Source organism: Pseudokineococcus sp. 5B2Z-1, assembly GCF_037482305.1.
Taxonomy (GTDB): Bacteria; Actinomycetota; Actinomycetes; order Actinomycetales; family Quadrisphaeraceae; genus Pseudokineococcus.
This window is the reverse complement of sequence record NZ_JBBHZG010000001.1, coordinates 614,525-637,271: the sequence shown is the minus strand read 5'-3', so window position 1 is coordinate 637,271 and position 22,747 is coordinate 614,525. Positions and strand designations below refer to the sequence as shown.

14 protein-coding genes and 1 pseudogene are annotated in these 22,747 nt (G+C 75.6%); 13 read left to right on the top strand and 2 right to left on the bottom strand.

What is annotated here, in order from left to right:
• The 13 genes from pth to WDV85_RS02595 all read left to right on the top strand — a co-directional run.
• A partial coding sequence (pth, locus tag WDV85_RS02655) for an aminoacyl-tRNA hydrolase (RefSeq protein WP_339569139.1) occupies window positions 1–645 on the top strand: 645 nt, incomplete at its 5' end.
• Between the two features lie 184 nt (window positions 646–829).
• Window positions 830–2,410, top strand: coding sequence for a sugar transferase (locus tag WDV85_RS02650; RefSeq protein WP_339569138.1), 1,581 nt, complete (start codon window positions 830–832; stop codon window positions 2,408–2,410).
• A gap of 137 nt (window positions 2,411–2,547) precedes the next feature.
• Complete coding sequence (locus tag WDV85_RS02645; RefSeq protein WP_339569137.1) at window positions 2,548–3,363, top strand: 3'(2'),5'-bisphosphate nucleotidase CysQ; 816 nt, start codon at window positions 2,548–2,550, stop codon at window positions 3,361–3,363.
• Window positions 3,360–4,286, top strand: coding sequence for a sulfate adenylyltransferase subunit CysD (gene cysD, locus WDV85_RS02640; protein WP_339569136.1), 927 nt, complete (start codon window positions 3,360–3,362; stop codon window positions 4,284–4,286). The genes WDV85_RS02645 and cysD overlap by 4 nt, the downstream gene beginning before the upstream one ends.
• Window positions 4,286–5,605, top strand: a complete 1,320-nt coding sequence (gene cysN / locus WDV85_RS02635) for a sulfate adenylyltransferase subunit CysN (protein ID WP_339569135.1) — start codon at window positions 4,286–4,288, stop codon at window positions 5,603–5,605. Before cysD ends, cysN begins: the two co-directional genes overlap by 1 nt.
• Before the next feature lie 228 nt (window positions 5,606–5,833).
• Window positions 5,834–7,090 carry a DUF1972 domain-containing protein gene (locus tag WDV85_RS02630; RefSeq protein WP_339569134.1) on the top strand — a complete coding sequence of 419 codons (1,257 nt, stop codon included), beginning with the start codon at window positions 5,834–5,836 and terminating at the stop codon, window positions 7,088–7,090.
• Window positions 7,087–7,845: a CDP-alcohol phosphatidyltransferase family protein gene (locus WDV85_RS02625; protein WP_339569133.1), complete on the top strand. Its 759-nt coding sequence runs from the start codon at window positions 7,087–7,089 to the stop codon at window positions 7,843–7,845. The genes WDV85_RS02630 and WDV85_RS02625 overlap by 4 nt, the downstream gene beginning before the upstream one ends.
• Before the next feature lie 371 nt (window positions 7,846–8,216).
• On the top strand, window positions 8,217–8,531 hold the full coding sequence (locus WDV85_RS02620; RefSeq protein WP_339569132.1) for a hypothetical protein: 315 nt from the start codon (window positions 8,217–8,219) through the stop codon (window positions 8,529–8,531).
• Between the two features lie 226 nt (window positions 8,532–8,757).
• Window positions 8,758–12,273, top strand: coding sequence for a PKD domain-containing protein (locus tag WDV85_RS02615; protein WP_339569131.1), 3,516 nt, complete (start codon window positions 8,758–8,760; stop codon window positions 12,271–12,273).
• 251 nt (window positions 12,274–12,524) lie between these two features.
• Window positions 12,525–16,262 (top strand): PKD domain-containing protein, encoded by a 3,738-nt coding sequence (locus tag WDV85_RS02610; RefSeq protein WP_339569130.1) that lies wholly within the window; start codon window positions 12,525–12,527, stop codon window positions 16,260–16,262.
• A 92-nt stretch (window positions 16,263–16,354) separates the two neighbouring features.
• Window positions 16,355–17,515 (top strand): glycosyltransferase family 4 protein, encoded by a 1,161-nt coding sequence (locus tag WDV85_RS02605; RefSeq protein ID WP_339569129.1) that lies wholly within the window; start codon window positions 16,355–16,357, stop codon window positions 17,513–17,515.
• On the top strand, window positions 17,512–18,477 hold the full coding sequence (locus tag WDV85_RS02600; protein WP_339569128.1) for a glycosyltransferase family 2 protein: 966 nt from the start codon (window positions 17,512–17,514) through the stop codon (window positions 18,475–18,477). Before WDV85_RS02605 ends, WDV85_RS02600 begins: the two co-directional genes overlap by 4 nt.
• A gap of 213 nt (window positions 18,478–18,690) precedes the next feature.
• Entirely contained in the window at window positions 18,691–20,004 is a 1,314-nt protein-coding gene (locus tag WDV85_RS02595) for a hypothetical protein (protein WP_339569127.1), read from the top strand.
• Between the two features lie 200 nt (window positions 20,005–20,204).
• Here the strand turns inward: WDV85_RS02595 and WDV85_RS17040 are convergent.
• Both WDV85_RS17040 and WDV85_RS02590 read right to left on the bottom strand, forming a co-directional pair.
• Window positions 20,205–20,609: pseudogene (locus WDV85_RS17040) on the bottom strand (O-antigen ligase family protein); the annotation flags it as partial.
• Window positions 20,610–21,298: 689 nt separating this feature from the next.
• Complete coding sequence (locus WDV85_RS02590; protein ID WP_339569126.1) at window positions 21,299–22,654, bottom strand: polysaccharide biosynthesis tyrosine autokinase; 1,356 nt, start codon at window positions 22,652–22,654, stop codon at window positions 21,299–21,301.
• Between the last annotated feature and the right edge of the window lie 93 nt (window positions 22,655–22,747).

Genomic DNA, 22,747 nt, shown 5'->3' with positions numbered 1-22,747 from the left:
CCCCCCCCCCCCCCTCCCCCCGCCGCGGCGTCCCCGACCGGGGGCGCCGACGACGGGCCCTGGCTCGTCGTCGGGCTCGGCAACCCCGGCCCCGAGTACGCGGCCACGCGGCACAACGTCGGCCAGATGGTGCTCGACGTGCTCGCCGCCCGCACCGGTGCGGGCTTCCGCTCGCACAAGGCGCGGGCAGCCGTCGCGCAGGCCCGCCTGGGCGCGCTGCCCGGCGGGCGCCCGGGCCCGGCCGTCGTGCTGGCCAAGCCGAGCACGTACATGAACGTCTCCGGCGGCCCCGTGGCCGGTCTGGCGCGCTTCTTCTCCGTCCCCGCGGAGCGGGTCGTCGTCGTCCACGACGAGCTCGACCTGCCGGGCGACGTCGTGCGCCTCAAGCGCGGCGGCGGCGAGGGCGGCCACAACGGCCTGCGCGACACCTCCAAGGCGCTCGGCACGAAGGACTACGTCCGCGTCCGCGTGGGCATCGGGCGGCCTCCCGGGCGCATGGACCCGGCCGACTTCGTCCTCAAGCCCTTCGGCTCCGCCGAGCGCCGCGACCTGCCCGTGCTGCTCGAGGAGGCGGCCGACGCCGTCGAGCTCGTGGTGCTGCGGGGCCTCGAGGCCGCCCAGCAGCAGGTGCACGCCCCCCGTTGAGCGCCGGCCCGGGGGCCTCCGACGGAGGACCCCGTCCGTGGGCGCCGCGGTGGCGCAGCAGGTCCGTCCGGGTGGATCTGGCGGAACCGGACGCCGTGGTCGCTACCGCTCGGTACCGTCCCCGGCGGGTCGAGCCCGGACTCCCCGCTCCAGCACGACGACAGCGATGGAGGTGCACGAGCGCATGAGCGCTGACGTCGGACCCCGCGTCGAGGAGGACCGCCTCGACGGCGATCTGCCGCCGGACCCCGACCGCCGCGCCCACCCCGCGCCGAGCCGCCGCCCCTGGACCGACCGCACGCCCTTCGTGCTCGAGCGGCAGGTCTACCGCGACGACCCGGCCCTCGCGGCGGTGCGCCGTCGCTCGGCGTGGACGACGCCGCTCCTGGTGCGCGCGGCCCTCGGCGACGCCGTGGTGGCGCTGGTCGTCGTCGCGGTCGCCGCCGTGACCCTGCGCGACGTCGGGGTGCGGCTCGACGCCCTCGCCGTGGTCGGGCTCTCCGTCCTCTCGGCCGCGGGCTGGGTCGGGGCCCTGGCGGTGCTCCGCGGCTACGAGTGGCGCCGCGTCGGCGACGGCCCGGACGAGTTCTCCTCGATCCTGCGCGCCGCCGTCGCCGTCGTGGCGGCGGTGGGCGTCGTGTCCTTCAGCCTCCAGCTCCTCGTGCCGCGGCGGATGGTGCTCGTCGTCGTCCCGCTCGTCGCCCTGCTGACCGCTCTGCACCGGCACCGGCTCCGCGTCTGGCTGCGGGGGAGGCGCCGCGCCGACGGGGCGGCGGCCCTGCGCACCCTCGTCGTGGGCGACGCCTCCAGCGTCCGGTCGGTGGTCGGCGACCTCCACCGGACCGCCGACCACGGCATGAGGGTCGTCGGCGTGGCCGTCCCGCTGCCGCGCCAGTGGGACCTCGACGGGGACGGGGAGCCGCCCTGCCTCGGCGCCGTCGCCGAGGTGCCGCAGGCGGTCGTGGACCACGACGTCGACGTCGTCATCGTCGTGGGCTCCCACCTGTCGGGGCCGGCCCTGCGCCGGCTGTCGTGGGCCCTCGAGCCCACGGGCGCCGACCTCGTCGTCGCCCCCGGGCTCGTGGAGGTCACCGGCCCGTCCGTGCACCTGCGCCCCGCCGCCGGCCTCTCGCTCCTGCACGTCGAGCGCCCGTCGGCGCGCTCCGGGCGCCTGCTCGGCAAGGCGGTCCTGGACCGGACCCTCGGATCGCTCCTCCTGCTCGCCGCGTCTCCCGTGCTGCTCGTCTCTGCGCTCGCCGTGCGTCTCACGAGCGCGGGCCCGGCCTTCTTCGCCCAGGAGCGGGTCGGGGTCGACGGCTCGCTCTTCACGATGTACAAGCTCCGCAGCATGGTCGTCGGCGCCGACCGGCAGGTCGACGACCTCACCGACCAGAGCGACCGCGACGGCCTCATGTTCAAGATGAAGGCCGACCCGCGCGTCACCCCGGTGGGCCGCGTGCTGCGCCGGTTCTCGCTCGACGAGCTGCCGCAGCTGTGGAACGTCGTGCGCGGCGACATGTCCCTCGTCGGACCCCGCCCGCCGCTGCCGCGCGAGTACGTCGAGTACCACGACTCCGTGCACCTGCGGCTGCGGGTGCGCCCGGGGCTCACCGGACTGTGGCAGGTGAGCGGGCGCGCGGACCTCTCCTGGGAGGAGTCCATGCGGCTCGACCTGCGGTACGTCGACAACTGGTCGCTGGCCATGGACGTGCTCATCCTCTGGAAGACCGCCCGTGCGGTGCTGGGGCGGTCGGGCGCCTACTGACGCCCGCAGGCCGTGCCGGGGGGTCCGCCCCTCGGACGGGCGGCGCGGTGTGACGTCGCGCCGTTAACCTGACGGTCCCGATCGATTTGGACGGGACGGTCGTCGGCCGCCCGGTGGCCGCCCCGGAGGCTCACCTCATGCCAGCACCACGCTCGGACGACGACGTCGCGCGCGAGGCGGCCGTCGTCGCCGGCGAGGTGCTCCTCCGCGTCCGGTCCGAGCACGCGTCGGCGGGGGCCGGCGCCCTCGCGGACGCCGGTGACCGCTGCGCCCAGCAGGCGCTCGCGGCGTACCTCGCCGAGCACCGCCCCGAGGACGCCGTCCTCTCCGAGGAGGCCGCGGACGACCCGGCCCGCCTGACCTCCCGCCGCGTCTGGATCGTCGACCCGCTCGACGGCACCCGCGAGTTCTCCGAGGTCGGCGGCCACGGCGTCCCCGCCCGGACGGACTGGGCGGTCCACGTGGCGCTGTGGGAGGACGGCGACCTCGTCGCCGGCGCGGTGGCGATGCCCGCCGCGGGCGCGACCTACTCCACCGCCCCGGCGCCGCAGCGGCCCGAGGGCGCCCCCGACGTCGTCCGGCTCGCGGTGAGCCGCTCCCGGCCGCCCGCCTTCGTCACCGCCCTCGCCGAGGAGCTGGGCGCCGAGCTGGTGCCCATGGGGTCGGCCGGCGTGAAGGCGACGTCGGTGCTGCGCGACGAGGCCGACGCCTACGTGCACGCCGGCGGGCAGCACGAGTGGGACTCCGCCGCGCCCGTCGCCGTGGCACGGGCCGCCGGGCTCCACACGAGCCGGGTCGACGGCTCGCCGCTGGTCTACAACCGCCCCGACCCGACGCTGCCCGACCTCGTCGTCGCGCGACCCGAGGTGGCCGAGCGCGTGCTCGCCGCCATCGCCCGGGTGGCGGCCCGCCCGACCGACCAGACCGCACCGACCCCGGAGACCGCCCGATGACCTCCCCCGGCACGCCGTCCGCCGGCCGCTACCAGCTGACCCAGCTGCAGGCCCTCGAGGCCGAGGCGATCTTCATCATCCGCGAGGTCGTCGCGGAGCTGGAGCGCCCCGTCCTGCTCTTCTCGGGCGGCAAGGACTCGATCGTCATGCTGCGCCTGGCCGAGAAGGCCTTCGCGCCGGCGCCGATCCCCTTCCCGGTCCTGCACGTCGACACCGGCCACAACTTCGCCGAGGTCCTCGACCTGCGCGACCGCCGCGCGGCCCAGCTGGGCGTGCAGCTCGTCGTCGCCAGCGTGCCCGACGCGATCGAGCGCGGTCTCGTCACGGAGCCGCCGGACGGCACGCGCAACCGCATCCAGACGCCCGTCCTCCTCGACGCCCTCGAGAAGGGGGGCTACACGGCCGTCTTCGGCGGGGCCCGCCGCGACGAGGACAAGGCGCGGGCCAAGGAGCGCATCTTCAGCTTCCGCGACGACTTCGGGCAGTGGGACCCCAAGAACCAGCGGCCCGAGCTGTGGGGGCTCTACAACGGGCGGATCCACCCCGGGGAGTCGATCCGCGTCTTCCCGCTGTCGAACTGGACCGAGCTCGACATCTGGTCCTACGTCGCGGCCGAGGGCATCGAGCTGCCCGCCATCTACTTCGCCCACGACCGCGAGGTCTTCGAGCGGAACGGGATGCTCTTCGCCGTCCACGAGGTCTGCCGCCCGCGAGAGGGCGAGGAGGTCTTCACCGCGCGGGTCCGCTACCGCACGGTGGGCGACGCCAGCCTCACGGCCGCCGTCCGCTCCGAGGCCGACACGGTCGACAAGATCGTCAAGGAGGTCGCGACCACGCGGATCACCGAGCGCGGGGCCACCCGCGGTGACGACAAGTTCAGCGAGTCCGCCATGGAGGACCGCAAGCGCGAGGGGTACTTCTGATGAGCACGCACACCAGCGAGCCGACCGAGCCCGCCGCCGGCGCCCCCGTCGCCATGCAGCGGGACGCCGACCTGCTGCGCTTCGCGACGGCCGGCTCCGTCGACGACGGCAAGAGCACCCTCATCGGGCGGCTCCTCTACGACACCAAGACCGTCTTCGAGGACCAGATCGAGTCCGTCGAGCGCGCCAGCCGCGACCGCGGCGACGAGTACACCAACCTCGCGCTGCTCACCGACGGCCTGCGCGCGGAGCGCGAGCAGGGCATCACCATCGACGTCGCCTACCGCTACTTCGCGACGCCGCGGCGGAAGTTCATCATCGCGGACACCCCGGGCCACATCCAGTACACGCGCAACATGGTCACGGGAGCCTCCACGGCCGACCTGGCGCTCGTCCTCGTCGACGCCCGCAAGGGCCTCGTCGAGCAGTCGCGCCGGCACGCCTTCCTCGCGACGCTGCTCCAGGTCCCGCACCTCGTGCTCGCGGTGAACAAGATGGACCTCGTCGACTTCTCCGAGGACGTCTTCGAGGGCATCCGCCGCGACTTCGCCTCCTTCGCCACGAAGCTCGAGGTGCCCGACCTCACGGTCGTCCCGGTCTCGGCGCTCGAGGGCGACAACGTCGTCTCCCGCTCCTCGCGCACCCCCTGGTACGACGGGCCGAGCCTGCTGCACCACCTCGAGCACGTGCACGTGGCGAGCGACCGCAACCTCGTCGACGCCCGCTTCGCCGTGCAGTACGTCATCCGGCCGCAGTCGGGCCGCCACCTGGACTACCGCGGCTACGCGGGGCAGGTCTCCGGCGGCGTCCTCAAGCCGGGCGACGAGGTCATGGTGCTGCCCTCGGGCTTCACGACGCGGATCGCCTCGATCGAGACGGCGGACGGCCCGGTGGCCGAGGCCTTCCCGCCCATGTCGGTGACCGTGCGGCTGGAGGACGAGCTCGACGTCTCGCGCGGCGACATGATCTGCCGACCGCACAACGCCCCGACGCCGAGCCAGGACATCGACGCGATGGTCAGCTGGATGGACGAGTCGTCGGCGCTCGTGCCGGGCCGCAAGTACGCCATCAAGCACACGACGCGGACGGCGCGCGCCGTCGTCAAGGAGCTGCAGTACCGGCTCGACGTCAACACGCTCCACCGCGACGAGTCCTCGACCCAGCTGGGGCTCAACGAGATCGGGCGCGTCCGGCTGAGGACCACGACGCCGCTGCTGGCCGACGAGTACCGCCGCAACCGCACGACCGGTGGCTTCGTGCTCATCGACGAGGGCACCAACAAGACCGTCGCGGCGGGGATGGTGACGAGCGCGGGCTGACCCGTGCACCGGCCGGCCGTCCCGCGGTTCCGCCGATCGCTCAGCCGCTCCGCGATGCGGCCGATGGAGATCAAGCATCACCCGTGCGTCACGGGGGGGTGACGATTCCCGATCGGCCTACGGGTGTCGTCACCGAGCGTTAACCTCGAGGCCACGCGCCCCTGGAGGCCGGGGCTCGACGACCACCCGTCGGCGGACAGCAGCGCCGGCGCTCACGAGAGGACGGCCATGCGCGTCTCCATGATCGGCACCCGAGGGGTGCCCGCGCGCTACGGCGGCTTCGAGACGTGCGTGGAGGAGGTCGGCCGACGGCTGGTCGACCACGGGTACGAGGTCGTCGTCTACTGCCGCGGCGCCGGGGACGAGCGACCGGCCGAGCACCTCGGGATGAGGCTCGTCCACCTCCCGGCGCTGCAGCGCCGCTCGCTGGAGACCCTGAGCCACACGGGCCTGTCCGTGGCGCACTCCCTGCCGCACCCGGGCGACGTGGCCTTCGTCTTCAACGCGGCGAACGCCCCCTTCCTCCCGGCGCTGCGGGCGCGCGGGGTCCCGGTGGTCACCCACGTCGACGGGCTCGAGTGGCAGCGCGCCAAGTGGGGTCCTGCCGGCAAGCGCTACTACCGCACCGCCGAGGCGCTGGCCGTGCGCTGGTCCGACGCGCTCATCGCCGACGCGGAGGGCATCCGCGACTACTACCGCGACGAGTTCGACGCGGACACCGAGCTCATCAGCTACGGCGCACCGGTCGTCCAGCCGCGCCCCGGCGCCCTCGAGCCGGTGGGCCTGGAGGCGGGGCGCTACCACCTCGTGGTCGCCCGCTTCGAGCCGGAGAACCACGTCGACCTCATGGTCGAGGGGTACCGGCGCAGCGGCTCCCGGCTCCCCCTCGTGGTGGCGGGGTCGGCTCCCTACGCCGACGAGTACACCCGACGCGTCCACGCGGCGGCCGACGGGCGGGTCCGCTTCCTCGGGGGCGTCTGGGACCAGGACCTCCTCGACCAGCTCTACGCGGGTGCGCTCACCTACCTGCACGGGCACTCCGTGGGGGGCACGAACCCCTCGCTGCTGCGCGCCATGGGCGCCGGGGCGGCGACGACGGCCTTCGACGTGCGCTTCAACCGGGAGGTCCTGCGCGAGCACGGCCGGTACGTGCGCACCGCCGACGACGTCGCGGCGCAGGTCGCGGCGGCGGAGGCCGACGTCACCGCGACGCTCGCGCGGGGCGAGCGGACGCGGGGCCGAGCGCTCGACTACGACTGGGACGTCGTCGCCGACGCCTACGCGTCCCTGGCCGAGAGGACGGCCACCCGTGGCCCGGTCCGCCACCGGCCGAGCGGTCGACGGCGCCCCGGCGGGAGCGGGACGGCGTCCGCCGAGCTCTCCCCGACGCTCCCCGCGCCGCGTCCCGCGGGCGACGAGGAGCCGGCTCCCGTCGTCGCGGAGACGACCGTGCGCCGCCGTGGCGAGGGAGGTGCGCGGCGATGACCCAGGGGACCGCCAGCCCGCCGCGGGAGTCCTACCGCGAGGTCGTCGCGCGGCTGTCCGCGGCCCAGAAGAGCGGTCGTGGCGCGCCGGCGTACTCCCGCTTCGTCAACCGCCCGCTGGGTCGTCGGCTCGCTGCCGCCGCGTACCTCGCCGGGGCGACCCCGAACGCCGTCACCGCGGCCAGCGGAGCCTGCTCCTTCGCCGGGATCGCCGTGCTGGCCCTCTCGCCGCGCGGCTGGCTCGTCGGCGTCGTCGTGGCGGCCCTCCTCGTGCTCGGCTACGCCCTCGACGCGGCCGACGGCCAGCTGGCCCGGTTGCGCGGGGGCGGCTCGCCGTCGGGGGAGTGGCTCGACCACATGGTCGACTGCGCCAAGATCAGCGCGCTCCACCTCGCCGTCCTCGTGAGCACCTACCGCGCGTCGCGCGCGGGCGACCTGGACGTGCTGTGGTGCCTGCTGCCGCTCGCCTTCACGGTCGTGGCGAGCACCGCCTTCTTCGCCCAGATCCTCAACGAGCAGCTGCGACGGGCCCACGGGGTCGAGTCGGCCCGCCTCGCGCAGGGCTCCTCGCCCCTGCGCAGCCTCCTGGCCGCGCCCACCGACTACGGCCTGCTCTGCCTGGTCTTCCTGCTCCTCGGCAGCAGCGTCCTCTTCACCGCGGGCTACGGGGTGCTGCTGCTGGGCAGCGCGGGGTACCTCGCCCTCGCGCTCGTCAAGTGGTACAGGGAGATGGGCGCGCTGGGGCGCCGGCCGTGAGGGGCCCCGCGACCGCGACCGCCCTCGTCGCGCTCCTCCTGGTGGGCGGCTGCTCCGGCGCCGACGACGAGCCCGAGGCGCCGACCCCCGCGGCGAGCTCGTCCTCCGACGGCGCCCTCACCGCACCGACGGGTGAAGGCCCGACGGGTGCACCGGCACCCACCGTGGTCGAGCCGGGGACCACCCCCGGTGCCACGCCGGACCCGGCGACCCCGAGCGGGGCGCCGGCCCGACCCCCGGCGCCGCCGACCACGGGGGCGCCGGCCACGCGGCCGGTGGGGGAACCCACTGCGGCCGTCTCCACCGCGCCGCCGGCCGCACGCGGGGAGGCGGCGCAGCTCTCCGACGGCCTGGTGGTGACGGTGGTGGACGTGGCGCAGCGCGAGGTGGCGGCCACCGAGCCCGGGGACGTCGGCGGGGCCGCCGCGGTCGTGCGCGTCAGCGCCCGCAACGGCTCGGACGGCCCCGTCGACCTGTCCGGTCTCGTCGTCACGGCCAGCCTCGGCGACGGCACCCCGGCGCCGCCGACCGACGCCGGGCCGTCGGAGCCGCTCGCGGGGCGGCTCGCGCCCGGCGACACCCGCAGCGGGTCCTACCTCTTCCGCCTGGGCGGCGGCCGAGCCGACGACCTGCGGCTCGAGATCAGCTCCGCCTCCTCCAGCACCGTGGTGGTCGTCCGACCCTGAGGCGGCCCGGGCCGCCCCCGTGCGCGGACGGTGAGTGATGGTGCGCGGTACGCCGCGGCGGCGCCCGTCACCAGGGGTGAGGTGGCTCACGGGCCCTTCCCCCGCCTGGGGGAAAGCGGGGACGTCGGTGCTGAGGGCCGTTACGCTTCGTCGCTGGACCAGTCCCTCCGGTCGGGGGGGCGCAGCAGATCGGGGCCCGGGGGGCGCCCGACGGGAGGCGCACGCCATGCCGGACCGGAGCCGCACGAGCAGCCAGCAGCACGCGGGACGCCGGGCGCGCCGCCGGTGGTCGCCTCCGCTCGCCGTGCTCGCCTCGCTCGCCCTCCTCGCGGGCGGCCTCGCGCAGGTCGCCGGCCCCGCCCCCGCGGCGGCCGCCGACGTCGCCCTCCCGAGCGCCGACGCCCTGCCGACCGTGCAGGTCGACGGCGTGGTGTGGGACACCCTCGTGGTCGGCGACCGCGTGTACGCCACGGGGTCCTTCTCCCGCGCCCGCCCCGCCGGTGCGGCACCGGGCACGAACCAGACGACGCGCTCCAACATCCTCGCCTTCGACCTCACCACGGGCGCCCTTGTCACCACCTGGAACGCGAGCCTCAACGGCCAGGGCCTGGCGCTCGCGGCCTCGGCAGACGGTTCCCGCGTCTTCGTTGCCGGCGACTTCACGAGCGTCAACGGCACGAGCCGCGCCCGCGTCGCGGCTCTCGACGCCGGGACGGGCGCCCTGGTGAGCGGTTTCCGCGCCGACGCCAACGCGCGGGTGCGCGCCCTCGCCGTCTCGGGCTCGACCCTGTACGTCGGCGGCATCTTCTCCGTGGTGGGCGGGCAGTCCCGGACGCGCCTGGCGGCCGTGTCGGCCTCCAGCGGCGCGGTGCAGGCGTGGGCGCCCGCCGCGGACGCGGAGGTCATGGCCCTCGTGGCCCCCTCCGGCAGCGGACGGGTCGTGGCGGGAGGACGCTTCGCGACGCTCAACGCGAGCAGCGCCCGGGGCATGGGGGCGCTGGACGCCTCCACCGGGGCGACCCTGCCGTGGCAGGCCAACGGCACGATCCAGAACTACGGGCCGGACTCCGCCGTCTACTCCCTGTCCACCTCCGGCGACCGGGTGCTCGGCACCGCCTACGACTACTACGGCCCGAGCGAGTTCGAGGGCAGCTTCTCCGCCGACGTCGCCACGGGGCGTCTGGACTGGCTGACGGGCTGCCTCGGGGACCACTACGACGTGGCGGCGGCGGGCGGGGCCGTCTACACGGTCAGCCACGCGCACGACTGCTCGTCGATCGGGGCCAACCCGGAGACGAGCCCGCGCTCTTACCAGCACGCCATGGCGACGACGACCGCCGCGACGGGCACCAACGCAGGAGGCGCCTTCTCCGGGCAGCCAGCGCCCTCGGTTCTCCTCGACTGGCTCCCGACCCTGCGGACAGGCACCTATACCGGGCAGTCGCAGGCGGCGTGGACGGTCAGCGCTACGGGGGAGTACGTCGTCCTCGGCGGAGAGTTCCCCGAGGTCAACGGGACACGTCAGCAGGGTCTCGTCCGCTTCCGCGCTCGGCCCCGAGCTCCCCTCCAGGAGAAGCCGATCGGCTACTCAGAGCTCACCCCGTCGCTGCGCTCGGCAGCCCCCGGCACGGTCAGCGCCACGTCGACCGCCGCATGGGACCGCGACGACCACGACCTCACCTACGAGCTGCTGCGCGGCGAGCGGTACAGCACCACGGAGGTGGTGGCGCGCCGCACCGTCGGGTCGGCCCGGTGGGACCGCCCGCTTCTGTCGCTCGTCGACACCGCCGCTCCCGGTGGGACGACGCAGACCTACCGGGTCCGGGTGACCGACCGCGACGGCAACACCATGGTGAGCCAGACGAGCACCGTGGCGGTCGTTGCTGGCACGACCACGGGCAGGGCCTACGCGACCGCCGTCCTCGACGACGCCCCCTCGACGTACTGGCGCCTGGGCGAGCCGAGCGGCACGGCCTCGACCGACCTCGTCGGCACCGACGACCTGGCCCTGCCGACGAGCGCCACCCGCGGGGTCGCCGGGCCCCTGGCGGGTGACGCGGCGACGACCTTCTCCGGCTCCGGCGTCCTCCAGGGCGTGGCGTCGCGCACGCAGCCCGGGCCGCAGTCCTTCGCGCTGGAGACCTGGGTGCGCACGACGACGACCCGCGGCGGCAAGCTCGTCGGGTTCGGGAACTCACGGACCGGCGGGAGCACCAGCTACGACCGGCACGTCTACATGACGGACGCGGGGCGCCTCGTCTTCGGTGTCTACCCGGGGACGCAGAGGGCCGTCACGTCGCCCTCCGCCTACAACGACGGCGCCTGGCACCACGTCGTCGCGAACCTCGGTCCGCGCGGCATGGAGCTGTACGTCGACGGCGAGCTGGTGGCCTCTCGTGCGGACGTCACCACGGCGCAGTCGTACTCCGGGTCGTGGCGGGTCGGCGGCGACACCATCAGCAGCTCCTGGCCCAGCCGGCCCACCAGCACGTCCCTGGCGGGCACCCTCGACGAGGTGGCCGTCTACCCGGCCCCGCTGACGGTGGACGCCGTGCGCGCCCACTACGCCGCGGCGGGCGGGGCGGTGCCGAACACGGCCCCGTCGGCGGCGTTCACGGCGTCGGCGGCGGGGCTGCAGGTGGCGGTGGACGGGTCGGGGTCCTCGGACCCGGACGGGTCGGTCGCCTCGTACGCCTGGGACTTCGGTGACGGGGCCACCGGCTCGGGGCGGACGGCGGAGCACGCCTACGCCGCGGCGGGCTCGTACGTGGTGCGGCTCGTCGTGACCGACGACGACGGCGCGACGGCGTCGGCCCAGCGCACGGTCGAGGTCACCGCCCCGCCGGTCAACGCCGCGCCGTCGGCGGCGTTCACGGCGTCGGCGTCGGGGCTGCAGGTGGCGGTGGACGGGTCGGGGTCCTCGGACCCGGACGGGTCGGTCGCCTCGTACGCCTGGGACTTCGGTGACGGGGTCACGGGCTCGGGGCGGACGGCGGAGCACGCCTACGCCGTGGCCGGCTCGTACGTGGTGCGGCTCGTCGTGACGGACGACGACGGCACGACGGCGTCGGCCCAGCGCACCGTCGAGGTCACCGCGCCGCCCCCCTCCGCCGTCGCGGCGGCGGACACCTTCGACCGCCCCGACGCCCCCACGCTCGGCACCGCCGAGACCGGCGGGGCCTGGACCCGGTCGGGCGCCGGGTCGAGCGCCGCCGTCGCGGGAGGGAGCGCGCGGATCTCCGTCGACCCCGGCCGGTCGGCCACCCTCGACCTGCCCGACGTCTCGGTCGCCGACGTCGACCTGACGCAGACCGTCCAGCTCGAGCGGGCCACCAGCGGGGGCGGCGCCTACCTGGCCCCCCTGCTGCGGGTGACGGACGCGGGGGAGTACCGGGCGCGCCTGCGGCTGCAGGCCGACGGCTCCGTCCTCCTCGCGCTGCTGACGCGCGTCGACGGCACCGACCGGTTCCTCACGTCCCAGGTGGTCGTCCCGGGGCTGACGGCGTCACCGGGCACCGCTCTCGCGGTGCGGGTCCAGGCCACCGGGACGTCCCCGACCACCCTGCGGGTCAAGGTGTGGGACGCGGCGGGTGCCGAGCCGTCCGCCTGGCAGCAGCAGGTCACCGACTCCACCGCCCAGCTGCAGGGGCCGGGGTCGGTCGGCTTGTGGGTCTACGCCTCCGGCTCCTCGTCGGCGCCGGTGCTCCTGCGGTACGACGACGTGCGGGCCGAGCGCGGCTGACGCCTCCGGTCCCGGTCCGGCGAGCCGCCGGCCGGGGCCGCTGCCGCTGCGCGCGGTGAGGAGGACGGCCCCTCCGCGCCGGAGGGGCCGGCGCGGCTCACGCACGGCGACGGATGCGCCCGACCGGGTGGCTGCGCTCCGGAAGCGCTGACCGAGCGTAACGCGGCGGCTTACCCTCCTGGTGAGCGTCGAGGAGCACCCCGGCGCAGGTCGCGCCGCGGCTCCGCCGGGCGCGGTGACGAGGAGCCCTCATGCCCACCACCCCCCGCCGCTGGCGCGGCCTGCTGGCGGCCGCCGCGCTGCCGGTGATGCTCGTCCTCCCCCTGGGCGCCGTCGCACCGGCGACCGCCGCCGAGCCGGTCGCCGCGCCGGCGCCCGTCAGCGCCGACGCCCTCCCCACCGTGCAGGTCGACGGCGTCGTGTGGGACACGCTCGTCGTCGGCAGCCGGGTCTACGCGACCGGCGCCTTCGCCCAGGCGCGCCCGGCCGGTGCGGCTCCCGGGACCAGCCAGACGCCGCGCGCCAACATCCTCGCCTTCGACCTCGCGACCGGCGCCCTCCTCACGAGCTGGAACGCCAGCCTCAACGGCCAGGGCCTGTCCCTCGCCGCCTCGGCGGACGGGTCCCGGGTCTACGTCGCCGGCGACTTCACGACGGTCAACGGCACGAACCGGGCGCGGGTCGCCGCGCTGGACGCCACGACGGGTGCTCTGGTCAGCGGCTTCCGCGCCGACGCCAACGCGCGTGTGCGCGCCGTCGAGGTCTCCGGGGGGACGGTGTACCTCGGCGGCATCTTCTCCGTGGTCGGTGGGCAGTCGCGCTCGCGCCTCGCGGCCGTCTCGGCCGCCAGCGGTGCGGTGCAGCCCTGGGCGCCCGTGGCGGACGCGGAGGTCATGGACGTCGTCGTCCCGCAGGGCACGGGCTCCGTCGTCGTCGCAGGGCGCTTCGCGACCCTCAACGGCGAGGCCGCCCTCGGCTCCGGGTCCCTCGACGCGGCGACCGGTGCGACGCGTCCGTGGGCGGCCAACAAGACGGTGCAGAACTACGGGGAGAACTCGGCGATCTACTCCCTGGCGGCGTCCGGCGGCCGCGTCTTCGGCACGGGCTACGACTACTTCGGCCCCAGCGACTTCGAGAACAGCTTCGCGGCCGACGCCGCGACGGGCGCCATCACGTGGATCGCCGGCTGCTACGGCGACACCTACGACATCGCGCCCGTGGGAGGGACGGTCTACACGGTCGGCCACCCCCACAACTGCTCCGCGATCGGGGGCAACCCGGAGACCTCGCCGCGCAGCTTCCAGCGGACGATGGCGACGACGACCGCCCCCGCGGCCGACGGCTCGGTCAACGCGGGCGGCCCCTTCAACGGCGCCCCGCGGCCCGACCTCCTCGCCTGGACGCCGGACCTGACCGCCGGCACGACGACCGGCCAGACGCAGGCGGCCTGGACCGTCAGCGCCACCGACGACTTCGTGGTCCTGGGGGGCGAGTTCCCCAAGGTCAACGGGACCGCGCAGCAGGGCCTCGTGCGCTTCGCGCGCCGTGCGGCGTCCCCGCGCAAGGAGGGCCCGAACGGCTACTCGACGCTGACGCCCGCCGCGACCTCGACCGCGCCGGGGGTCCTGCGGCTGTCGTGGACGGCGGCCTTCGACCGCGACGACCGGACCCTCACCTACGAGCTGTTGCGCGGCGAGAAGTACAGCACCGCCGAGGTGGTCTCCCGGACCGCCGTCGCCTCCGCCTGGTGGAGCCGTCCCCGCGTCGTCGGCTTCGACCGGTCCGCGCCGGCCGGCTCGACGCAGACCTACCGGGTGCGCGCCACCGACAGCGACGGCAACACGATGGTCAGCGCCACCGTCCAGGTCGCCGTCCCCGCCGACGCCGCGACGCCGTCCGCGTACGCCGACGCCGTCCTCGCCGACGGCGCGACGTCCGCGTGGCGCCTGGGGGAGCGGTCGGGCACGACGGCGTACGACTCCGCCGGCGCCGACGACGTCCTGCTCCCGACCAGCGCCGTCCGCGGCGCGGCGGGCGCCCTCCCCGAGGACGCCGCGACCACCTTCTCCGGCAGCGGCACGCTGCAGGGGGCGTCGTCCACGGCGCAGCCCGGGCCGCAGACCTTCGCGCTGGAGACCTGGGTCCGCACGACGTCGACCCGCGGCGGGAAGCTCGTCGGCTTCGGCAGCTCCCGCACCGCGGGCAGCAGTTCCTACGACCGCCAGGTCTACATGACGAACGCCGGGCGCCTCGTCTTCGGCGTCTACCCCGGCGCGGTGCGGACGGTCACCTCCACGGCGGCCTACAACGACGGCGCCTGGCACCACGTGGTGGCCCAGCTCGGCAGCACGGGCATGCAGCTCTACGTCGACGGCCAGCTGGTCGGGGAGCGCGCCGACACGACGTCGGCCCAGGCCTACACCGGCTACTGGCGCCTCGGTGGCGACACCATCGGCACCGCGTGGCCCAGCCGCCCGACCAGCACGTCCCTGGCCGGGACGCTCGACGAGGTGGCCGTCTACCCGGCCCCGCTCAGCGTGGCGCAGGTCCGCCGGCACGCTCTCCTCGGCGGCCTGACCGCCCCCAACGCGGCGCCGTCGGCGTCGTTCACGGCGTCGGCGTCGGGGCTGCAGGTGGCGGTGGACGGGTCGGGGTCGTCGGACGCGGACGGGTCGGTGGTCTCGTACGCGTGGGACTTCGGTGACGGGTCGAGCGCGTCGGGGCGGACGGCGGAGCACGCCTACGCCGCGGAGGGCTCGTACACGGTGCGGCTGGTGGTGACCGACGACCGCGGGGCGACGGCGACGTCGTCGCGGGTGGTCGAGGTGGCCCGGCCGGCGAACGTGGCGCCGTCGGCGTCGTTCACGGTGTCGGCGTCGGGGCTGCAGCTGGCGGTGGACGGGTCGGCGTCGTCGGACGCGGACGGGTCGCTGGTCTCGTACGCGTGGGACTTCGGTGACGGGGCCACCGGCTCGGGGCGGACGGCGGAGCACGCCTACGCCGCGGAGGGCTCGTACACGGTGCGGCTGGTGGGGACCGACGACCGCGGGGCGACGGCGACGTCGTCGCGGGCGGTCGAGGTGGCCCGGCCGGCGAACGTGGCGCCGTCGGCGTCGTTCACGGTGTCGGCGTCGGGGCTGCAGCTGGCGGTGGACGGGTCGGCGTCGTCGGACGCGGACGGGTCGCTGGTCTCGTACGCGTGGGACTTCGGTGACGGGGCCACCGGCTCGGGGCGGACGGCGGAGCACGCCTACGCCGCGGAGGGCTCGTACACGGTGCGGCTGGTGGTGACCGACGACCGCGGGGCGACGGCGACCGCCGAGCGTCCGGTGACCGCCACCGCGCCGGCCCCGGAGGGGCTCCTCGCGCGGGACGCCTTCGAGCGGACCGCCACGGGGACCTTCGGCACGGCCGACGTCGGCGGCGCCTGGACCACGCAGGGCGCCGGGGGCAGCTCCTCGGTGTCCGGCGGCGCGGCCGTCGTGTCCGCGGCGGCCGGGCGCTCCTCGACCGACCGGCTGCCGGAGGTGCAGGCCGGTGACGTCGACCTCGTCGTCATCTCGACCCTCGAGGCCGCGCCCACGGGCGGGGGCACGTACCTCGCGTCCGTCGTCCGCTCGAACGCCGCGGGCGACTACCGGGCGAGGGTCCGCGCCCAGGCCGACGGCACCTACGCGCTCTCGCTGACGAGGACGGTCGGGGGCGTGGAGACGGCCCTCACCTCCGCGGTCGCGGTCCCGGGAGCCCGCGCGACCGCCGGCGCCTCCCTGGTGGTGCGCGTCCAGGCGGTGGGGTCCTCGCCCACGACGCTGCGGGCCCGGGCGTGGGCGGCGGGGACGCCGGAGCCGACCACCTGGCAGCGGACGGCCACGGACGCCACGGCGGAGCTGCAGGGGCCTGGGAGCATCGGGCTGTGGACCTACGCCTCCGGCTCCTCGACCTCACCGGTCGTCGTCCGCTACGACGACCTCGCGGCGCTCCTGCCGTGAGCCGACCGGCCGCGGGGGGCACCTCGGCCCCCGCGGCCGGAGCCGGTCACGGGCGGCGGGCCGCGACCGGGCCGCGCCAGGCTCCGGTCACCGTGCTCGTCGCCCACCCGTCGGCCGAGCTGTACGGCTCGGACCGCATGCTCGAGGAGTCCGTGACGGGTCTCGTCGAGGAGGGCCTCGACGTGCTCGTCGCGCTCCCGGAGCGCGGTCCGCTCGTCCCGCGCCTCGAGGCGGCGGGCGCCCGCGTGGTGGTCCTGCCGGTGCCGGTCGTGCGGAAGTCGGCGCTCCGCCCGTCCGGCGCCCTCCGGCTGGTGAGGACGGCGCTCCGGGGCGTCCTGGCGGGAGGCTCCCTCCTCCGCGGGACACGCCCGGCGGTCCTCTACGTCAGCACGCAGGTGGTCCCCCTCTGGCCCGTGCTGGGCAGGCTCTTCGGCGTCCCGGTCGTCGCCCACGTCCACGAGGCGGAGAGCGCCGCCCCGCGCCTCCTCCAGCGCGCCCTCGCAGCGCCCCTGCTCCTCAGCCGGCGGCTCCTCGTCAACAGCGCCTTCGCGGACGAGGTGCTGGCGGCCGCGCTGCCGCGCCTCTCCGGGCGGTCCGTGGTGGTGCCCAACGGCGTGGCGGGGCCGCCGGCTCCGCCGTCGCCTCCCGACGGATCTCCGCGGGTCCGGCTGCTGTACGTCGGCCGGCTCTCCGAGCGCAAGGGCGTCCTCGTCGCCGTCGCGGCCGCAGCGGAGCTGGTGCGGCGCGGGGAGGACGTGCACCTCGACCTCGTGGGTGACGTCTACGAGGGGCACGACGGCTTCGCCGCCCGGCTGGACGCCGCCCTGGCCGACCCTCTGCTCGCCGGTCGCACGACCCGCCACGGCTTCCGGCGAGAGGTGTGGCCGCACCTCGCCGCCTGCGACGTCCTCCTGGTGCCCTCCCTCCTGCCCGAGCCCTTCGGCAACACCGCCGTCGAGGGCGTGCTCGCCGGTCGCCCCGTCGTCGCCAGCGCGTCGGGGGGGCTGCCGGAGGCCCTGAGCGGCTGCCGCAGCGCGCGCCTGGTGCGGCCCGGCGACCCCTCGGCGCTGGCCCACGGCGTCCAGGACGTGCTCGCCGACCGCGCCGGCACGGCGCGCCAGGCCCTCGACGACGCGGCCCTCCTTGCCGCGCGGCACGACCCCGCCCGGTACCGGGCGGCCGTGGCGGCGGCCGCGCGGGCCGCCGCCGGCTCCGGGACCGGTGCGCCCGCGACGAGCGGAGCGGCGGCGTGAGCGCCCCGCCGGACGGTCGGCCCTCGGCCGTCGTGGCCGTCCTCACCTTCCGGCGCCCCGATGACCTGCGGGCGGTGCTGCCGCAGGTCGCCGCCCAGGCCGCCCGCTCCTCCGCGCGGGCCCGCGTGCTCGTCGTCGACAACGACCCCGGCGCGTCGGGCGCCGCGCTCGTCGCCGAGCTCGACCTGCCCGGGGTCGTCGCGGTGGTGGAGCCGACGCCGGGCATCGCCGCCGCGCGCAACCGCGCCCTCGACGAGGCGGCGGGCGACGACCTCCTCGTCTTCCTCGACGACGACGAGCGCCCCTGCGACGACTGGCTCGAGCTCCTGCTCGCCACGCGGGGGACGAGCGGCGCCGGCGCCGTCGTCGGGCCCGTCGTCTCGACCTTCCCCGCCGAGCTCGACCCCTGGGTCGTCGCCGGCGGCTTCTTCACCCGCCGGCGCCTGCCCACAGGCACCCGCGTCGACGTCGCCGCCACGAACAACCTCCTCCTGGACCTGGCCCAGGTGCGCCGCGCGGACGTCCGCTTCGACGAGCGCTTCGGGCTCAGCGGGGGCAGCGACACGCTCTTCACGCGCTCGCTGCACGCCGCGGGCGTGGCCATGGTCTGGTGCGACGAGGCGGTCGTCACCGACGTCGTCCCCGTGCAGCGGACCTCCCGGCGCTGGGTGGTGCGCCGCCAGCTGCGCAGCGGCAACTCGTGGAGCCGCACGGAGGTGGCCCTGGCCCGCACGCCCGGCGACCGCCTGCGGGCGCGGCTGCGCTGCGCGGCGCGCGGCGGCGTCCGGCTCGCCGGCGGCGCGGCCGGCGCCCTCGCCGGCGTGCTGCGGCGCGACCTCGGCCTGCGCGCGCGAGGCGTCAAGGCCCTGGCCCGGGGTGCCGGCATGGCGGGCGGCGCGCTCGGGTGGACCTACGTCGAGTACCGGCGCTCCACCCCCCGCACCACCGGTTCTGGCGACTGACTCCCGTACCAGGGGGGGCTGGACGTGCCCGCGGGGGCCAAGGTTCGGAGGGACGGGTCGGGACGTCGGAGAGACGGGCGCGCACGTCGACGAGGTCAGACGCTGGCACGCGCGAGGCCAGGACGTGCTGAGCCGATCGACAGCAGCACCTGCGTACTGTGAGCAGGCGCTCTTGCTGCCATGGAGCGGACGAGCGCAGGAGGGTCTAAGACCGTGGAGCTTAAGGACTACCTCGAAGCCCTCCGCAGCCATCTCGTGGCAGCTCTGCTGGCGGCGACGACAGTTCTCGGTGCGGGCGCTGCCTACAATCTCCTCGCCGAGCCCGTCTACGTCGCTCGCGCCTCCGTCGCCCTGGACGTCGCCTCTCGGCAGACGCCACGGGAGCTCGCAGACGGCGTTCTGCTCGCGCAGCGGCAGGTCCCCGGGCTCGTCCGTCTGATCGAAGAGCCCTCGGTGCTGGGGTCCGTCGGCGGGGCGTTGGAGCCTCCGGTCGCGGCGCGCGAGATGACGCGGTCGGTGGCTGTCGAAGCCACGCTGGACGGCTCCGTCATCGAGGTGACCGCCCGCGGACCGGACCCGGCCTCAGCGCTCGACCGCGCCGGCGCCGTGGCGGTCCGCCTTGTCAGGCTCGCCAGCGAGACCACGCCGACCGGCGACCGCAGGGACCTGCGGGTGAACGCATCCATCATCTCGCCGGCGCAGCAACCGCGAGCGGCGGTCGCCCCGCGTCGGCGCCTGACCGTCTTGGTCGCTGGAGCTGGGGCCTTCGTCGCCGCCGTGGCGACGGCCGCGGTCGCGGATGCCCCGAACCGTCGTCGCCGACGTCGTGCCACGGCGGCGGTGCCGGACCTGCCGTTCCTGGAGTTGGACGGGCGCCCTTCTGTTGGAAGCCGCCATGACCCTCGTCGAGCAGGACGGCGACGGGGAGCCGGGCGGTCGCGCATGGGGAACGGGGACGAGGCGGCGCCGGCCGAGCTCGCTCGTTACCTGCTCGCTCGCGTCGGTGGGGGTCCTATCGCTGTCTGTGTCCTCACCCCGGCGTCGGCCAGCGTAGACGTGCCGGACGTGCTCGGGGAGCTCCTGCACGTCCTCGTCGGTCAAGACCGCAGCGTGCTCCTAGTAGACGGGGTTCGGCCGCCACCGGCTGCGACCGGTCCCGCGGTCGGGCTGGAGCAGGTCCTAGAGGGCGCGCTGGACATGGAAGGCGTTGTCGTCCGCTCCGGTACGGTCGACCTCCTGACCTCGGAGAGCACGCCCGGTGCGGTCGCCGTCATGGATCCCATCGCCGTGGTGAGCCTCTTCGCCGCAGCCCGCCGTCGCTACGACGCCGTGCTGGTCGCCTGCCCGGACCCTGGGTCGTCTCGTGGTCTGGCCCTCGCTGGCGCTGCCGAGGACGTGCTCTTGGTCGCCGCGGGGCCCGGCGCCCGCGCGGTGGTCGCGGCCGCAGGCGCGAATCTTGGTGCCAGCCCTGCGAGGGTTCTCGGCGTGCTCGTGGGTGCAGCGTCCGAGTCGTCCGAAGTCGCTTGACCGGCCAGAGCGACGACCACCACCGGGACGAGCGCGGTCGCCAGCAGGAACGTGCGGTCGACCAGGCCAAACGACACCTCTAGGGCGCTGGAGACGGCGAGCGCGATGAGGTGCAGCGCGGGCACGGTGCGCCCACGACCGGTCCACCTCGCCGCACGCACGAGGAGCACCCCGCCCATCAGCGCGGCGAGGCTGAGCCCGACAAGGCCCCCGGTGACGAGGACCTGGACCACCTGGTTGTGGCCGTGGAAGGCGCTGCCGGCGATGCTGCTGGTCGTCCCAGCGACGTCCGAGTACCAGCGGGAGCCCAGCCCGGTCCACTGGGCTCCGCGCCAGGCGTCCAGGCTCCCCCGCCAGATGAGGCCGCGGTTGGTGAAAGAGGTGTCGTCCCGGACCACCAGCGGTAAAGCGGCCACGATTGTGGCAGCGACTGCCAGGGCGACGCCAGCAGCTACGGGGCGGCACCACCGGGGCAGCACGGCGAGGGCCATCGCGAGAGCTGCGACCGCGCCAGCACCCGCCAGCGAGGAGCGTGAGGCTGACCACGCGAGAGCCAGCAGGACCACCGCAACGCCAGCCGCTCTGAGCGCTCGCCCCCGGACCATCCCGAGCCAGGGCAGGCCGAGCACGAGGACCTGACCGAGGTTGTTGCCGCTCGTGAAGGGCCCGACGAGGATGCCAGAGGAGAAGATCGCCTTGTCGGCGGCAGCGGCCTCGCCCGAGGCGAGCCGGTCGATCCCCGCCTCGGGAGCGAGGACGCCGAGGCCGACGGCGATCAGAGCTGTCACGGCGACAAGGCCACCGAGTGATCTCAGGTCCTCCAGACGCGGTCGCAGTGACCACAATCCCACGACGACCAGGGGGTAGATCAGCGTCTCTCGGCCCGGGAGGACGCCGAGGTAGAGATCTCGGACGACGAGGTAGGCCCAGGGGAGCAGGAGCAGTAGGAGCGTCGCGTGACGCTCGCGGGGGAGGCTCCGCAGTCGCAGGACGACGGCGAGGAGGCACCAGCCGACCAGCGCCGTCGTAAGACCTAGGTCGAGCAGGCGGGCGAGGGCTGTGTACGGGGCACCAGGCGCCCCGACGACCGTCGAGAATTTCGGGGCCGTGAGACTCTGCGCCGTCCGCGGCAGGACGACGAGTGCCCACGCCAGCACGACGACGCCCCGGGCGGCTCGAGCGTCCCGCCTCGACCGGTCGTCGTCGCTGACGTCCGGCGACGCAGGTGGAGGGAGACGGACGAGGCGGCCCTGCGGCGAGGTGCTCGCGGGGTCACGCATCGTCGCGCCGCTCGTCACCGTGACGCGGAACCGCCGTGCCGCACGTCCGACCGCTGGTCGGCTCGAGGCCTCGTCCGCGTCAGCACGACGCCGAGGGTACTGGCGCCAGCGAGCTCGAGACGGTGCATAGCGGCGGAGACGACGCGCTGGGGCGTCCGCCGGCTGTCGACGACGACGACTGCGCCATCAGCGAGCGCAGACAGCGCGGCGGCGTCGGAGGCGCTGAGAAGGGCCGGTGCGTCGACCACTACGAGGTCGTGGGAATGCGCCGCGCCGGCGAGCAGGTGCTTCGCCCTGTGCGAGGCGAGCAGCTCGCTGGGGTTCGGGGGCACCGAACCCGCGACGAGGACGTCGACGGCAGGAGACCCCCAGCGCTGCAGCGCGTCCTCGATCTCGTACGCGCCCGACAGCACGTCCGAGAGGCCCGGTTCGGGAGCGAGGTCGAGCACGGCGCCGAGGCGCGGTGCACGGAGGTCGGCGTCGACGAGGAGCACTCGGACCCCCAGCTCCGCCGTCGCGGCCGCGAGATTCAGCGCCGTACCGGAGGCCCCCGCGCCCGGTACAGCCGACGTGACGACGACGACCCGTGCGCCGCCGGTGGCTTGCACGAATCGAATATTGGTGCGTAGGACGCGGTAGGCATCGGCGCGAACTGACCCAGGGTGCGTGCGGCTCGGCACAGGACGCCGCTGGGCACGAGGGTCGCGCGGCACCTCCGCGAGGACGGGTGCCCCCGTGAGCCGCGCGACGGCAGCACGGTCGCTCACCGGCGTCGTCAGCGCCTCGAGGAGGAGGAGCGTGCCGAGACCCACAGCCCCTCCGGCGACCAGCCCGGCGAGGAGCTCGAGCGTCAGCGGCGCCGACGAGGGCTCCTCAGGGACCAGGGCGTCCTCGACCGTGGTCACCCGCACGGCGCCGGCTCCGTCTTCTTCTCCGGGCGACAGCTCGCCGGTCGTCGACGTGACGCGAGCAGCGACCGCGTCGGCGATGGCCGCTGCCCGCTCGGGCGAGGTGTCGGTGGCGGACACCTCGAGCAGGGACGTACCAGCCGGTGCTGTGACGTCGACGAGGCGGCTGAGCGCCGTCGTCCCTCCTTCCACCCCCAGCTCGTCGGCCACAGGGCCGAGGACGACGGGGAGACGGGCGATCTCGGCGTAGGACTGCGCGAGGCTCTGCGTGTAGGTGCTGCCCTGGGCCAGCTCGTTGACGGTCTCGCCGCCTTCGAGCGAGAAGAAGACGGTCGTCGACGTCTCGTAGCGGGGAGGTGAGAGCAGTGCGTGCGCGGCCCCGGCCGCTCCACCGAGCAGTGCGAGGACGAGGACGAGCGGCCAGCGGCGGCCGAGGGCCTCGAGCATGCGGGCGAGTTCCATCGCCCTCCCTCCGGGTCGTCGCGCCCGGGCCGGGCGGGGGCGCCGCGAGGCTACGCCCTGCACCTGGGGGCCAGGGGACGTCGCCGTCCCGGT

Excerpts from the sequence above, each read along its gene's own strand:
- WDV85_RS02650 (WP_339569138.1), top strand. The coding sequence starts at position 830 with ATGAGCGCTGACGTCGGACCCCGCGTCGAGGAGGACCGCCTCGACGGC.
- WDV85_RS02645 (WP_339569137.1), top strand. The coding sequence starts at position 2,548 with ATGCCAGCACCACGCTCGGACGACGACGTCGCGCGCGAGGCGGCCGTC.
- cysD (WP_339569136.1), top strand. The coding sequence starts at position 3,360 with ATGACCTCCCCCGGCACGCCGTCCGCCGGCCGCTACCAGCTGACCCAG.
- cysN (WP_339569135.1), top strand. The coding sequence starts at position 4,286 with ATGAGCACGCACACCAGCGAGCCGACCGAGCCCGCCGCCGGCGCCCCC.
- WDV85_RS02630 (WP_339569134.1), top strand. The coding sequence starts at position 5,834 with ATGCGCGTCTCCATGATCGGCACCCGAGGGGTGCCCGCGCGCTACGGC.
- WDV85_RS02625 (WP_339569133.1), top strand. The coding sequence starts at position 7,087 with ATGACCCAGGGGACCGCCAGCCCGCCGCGGGAGTCCTACCGCGAGGTC.
- WDV85_RS02615 (WP_339569131.1), top strand. The coding sequence starts at position 8,758 with ATGCCGGACCGGAGCCGCACGAGCAGCCAGCAGCACGCGGGACGCCGG.
- WDV85_RS02610 (WP_339569130.1), top strand. The coding sequence starts at position 12,525 with ATGCCCACCACCCCCCGCCGCTGGCGCGGCCTGCTGGCGGCCGCCGCG.
- WDV85_RS02590 (WP_339569126.1), bottom strand. The coding sequence starts at position 22,654 with ATGGAACTCGCCCGCATGCTCGAGGCCCTCGGCCGCCGCTGGCCGCTC.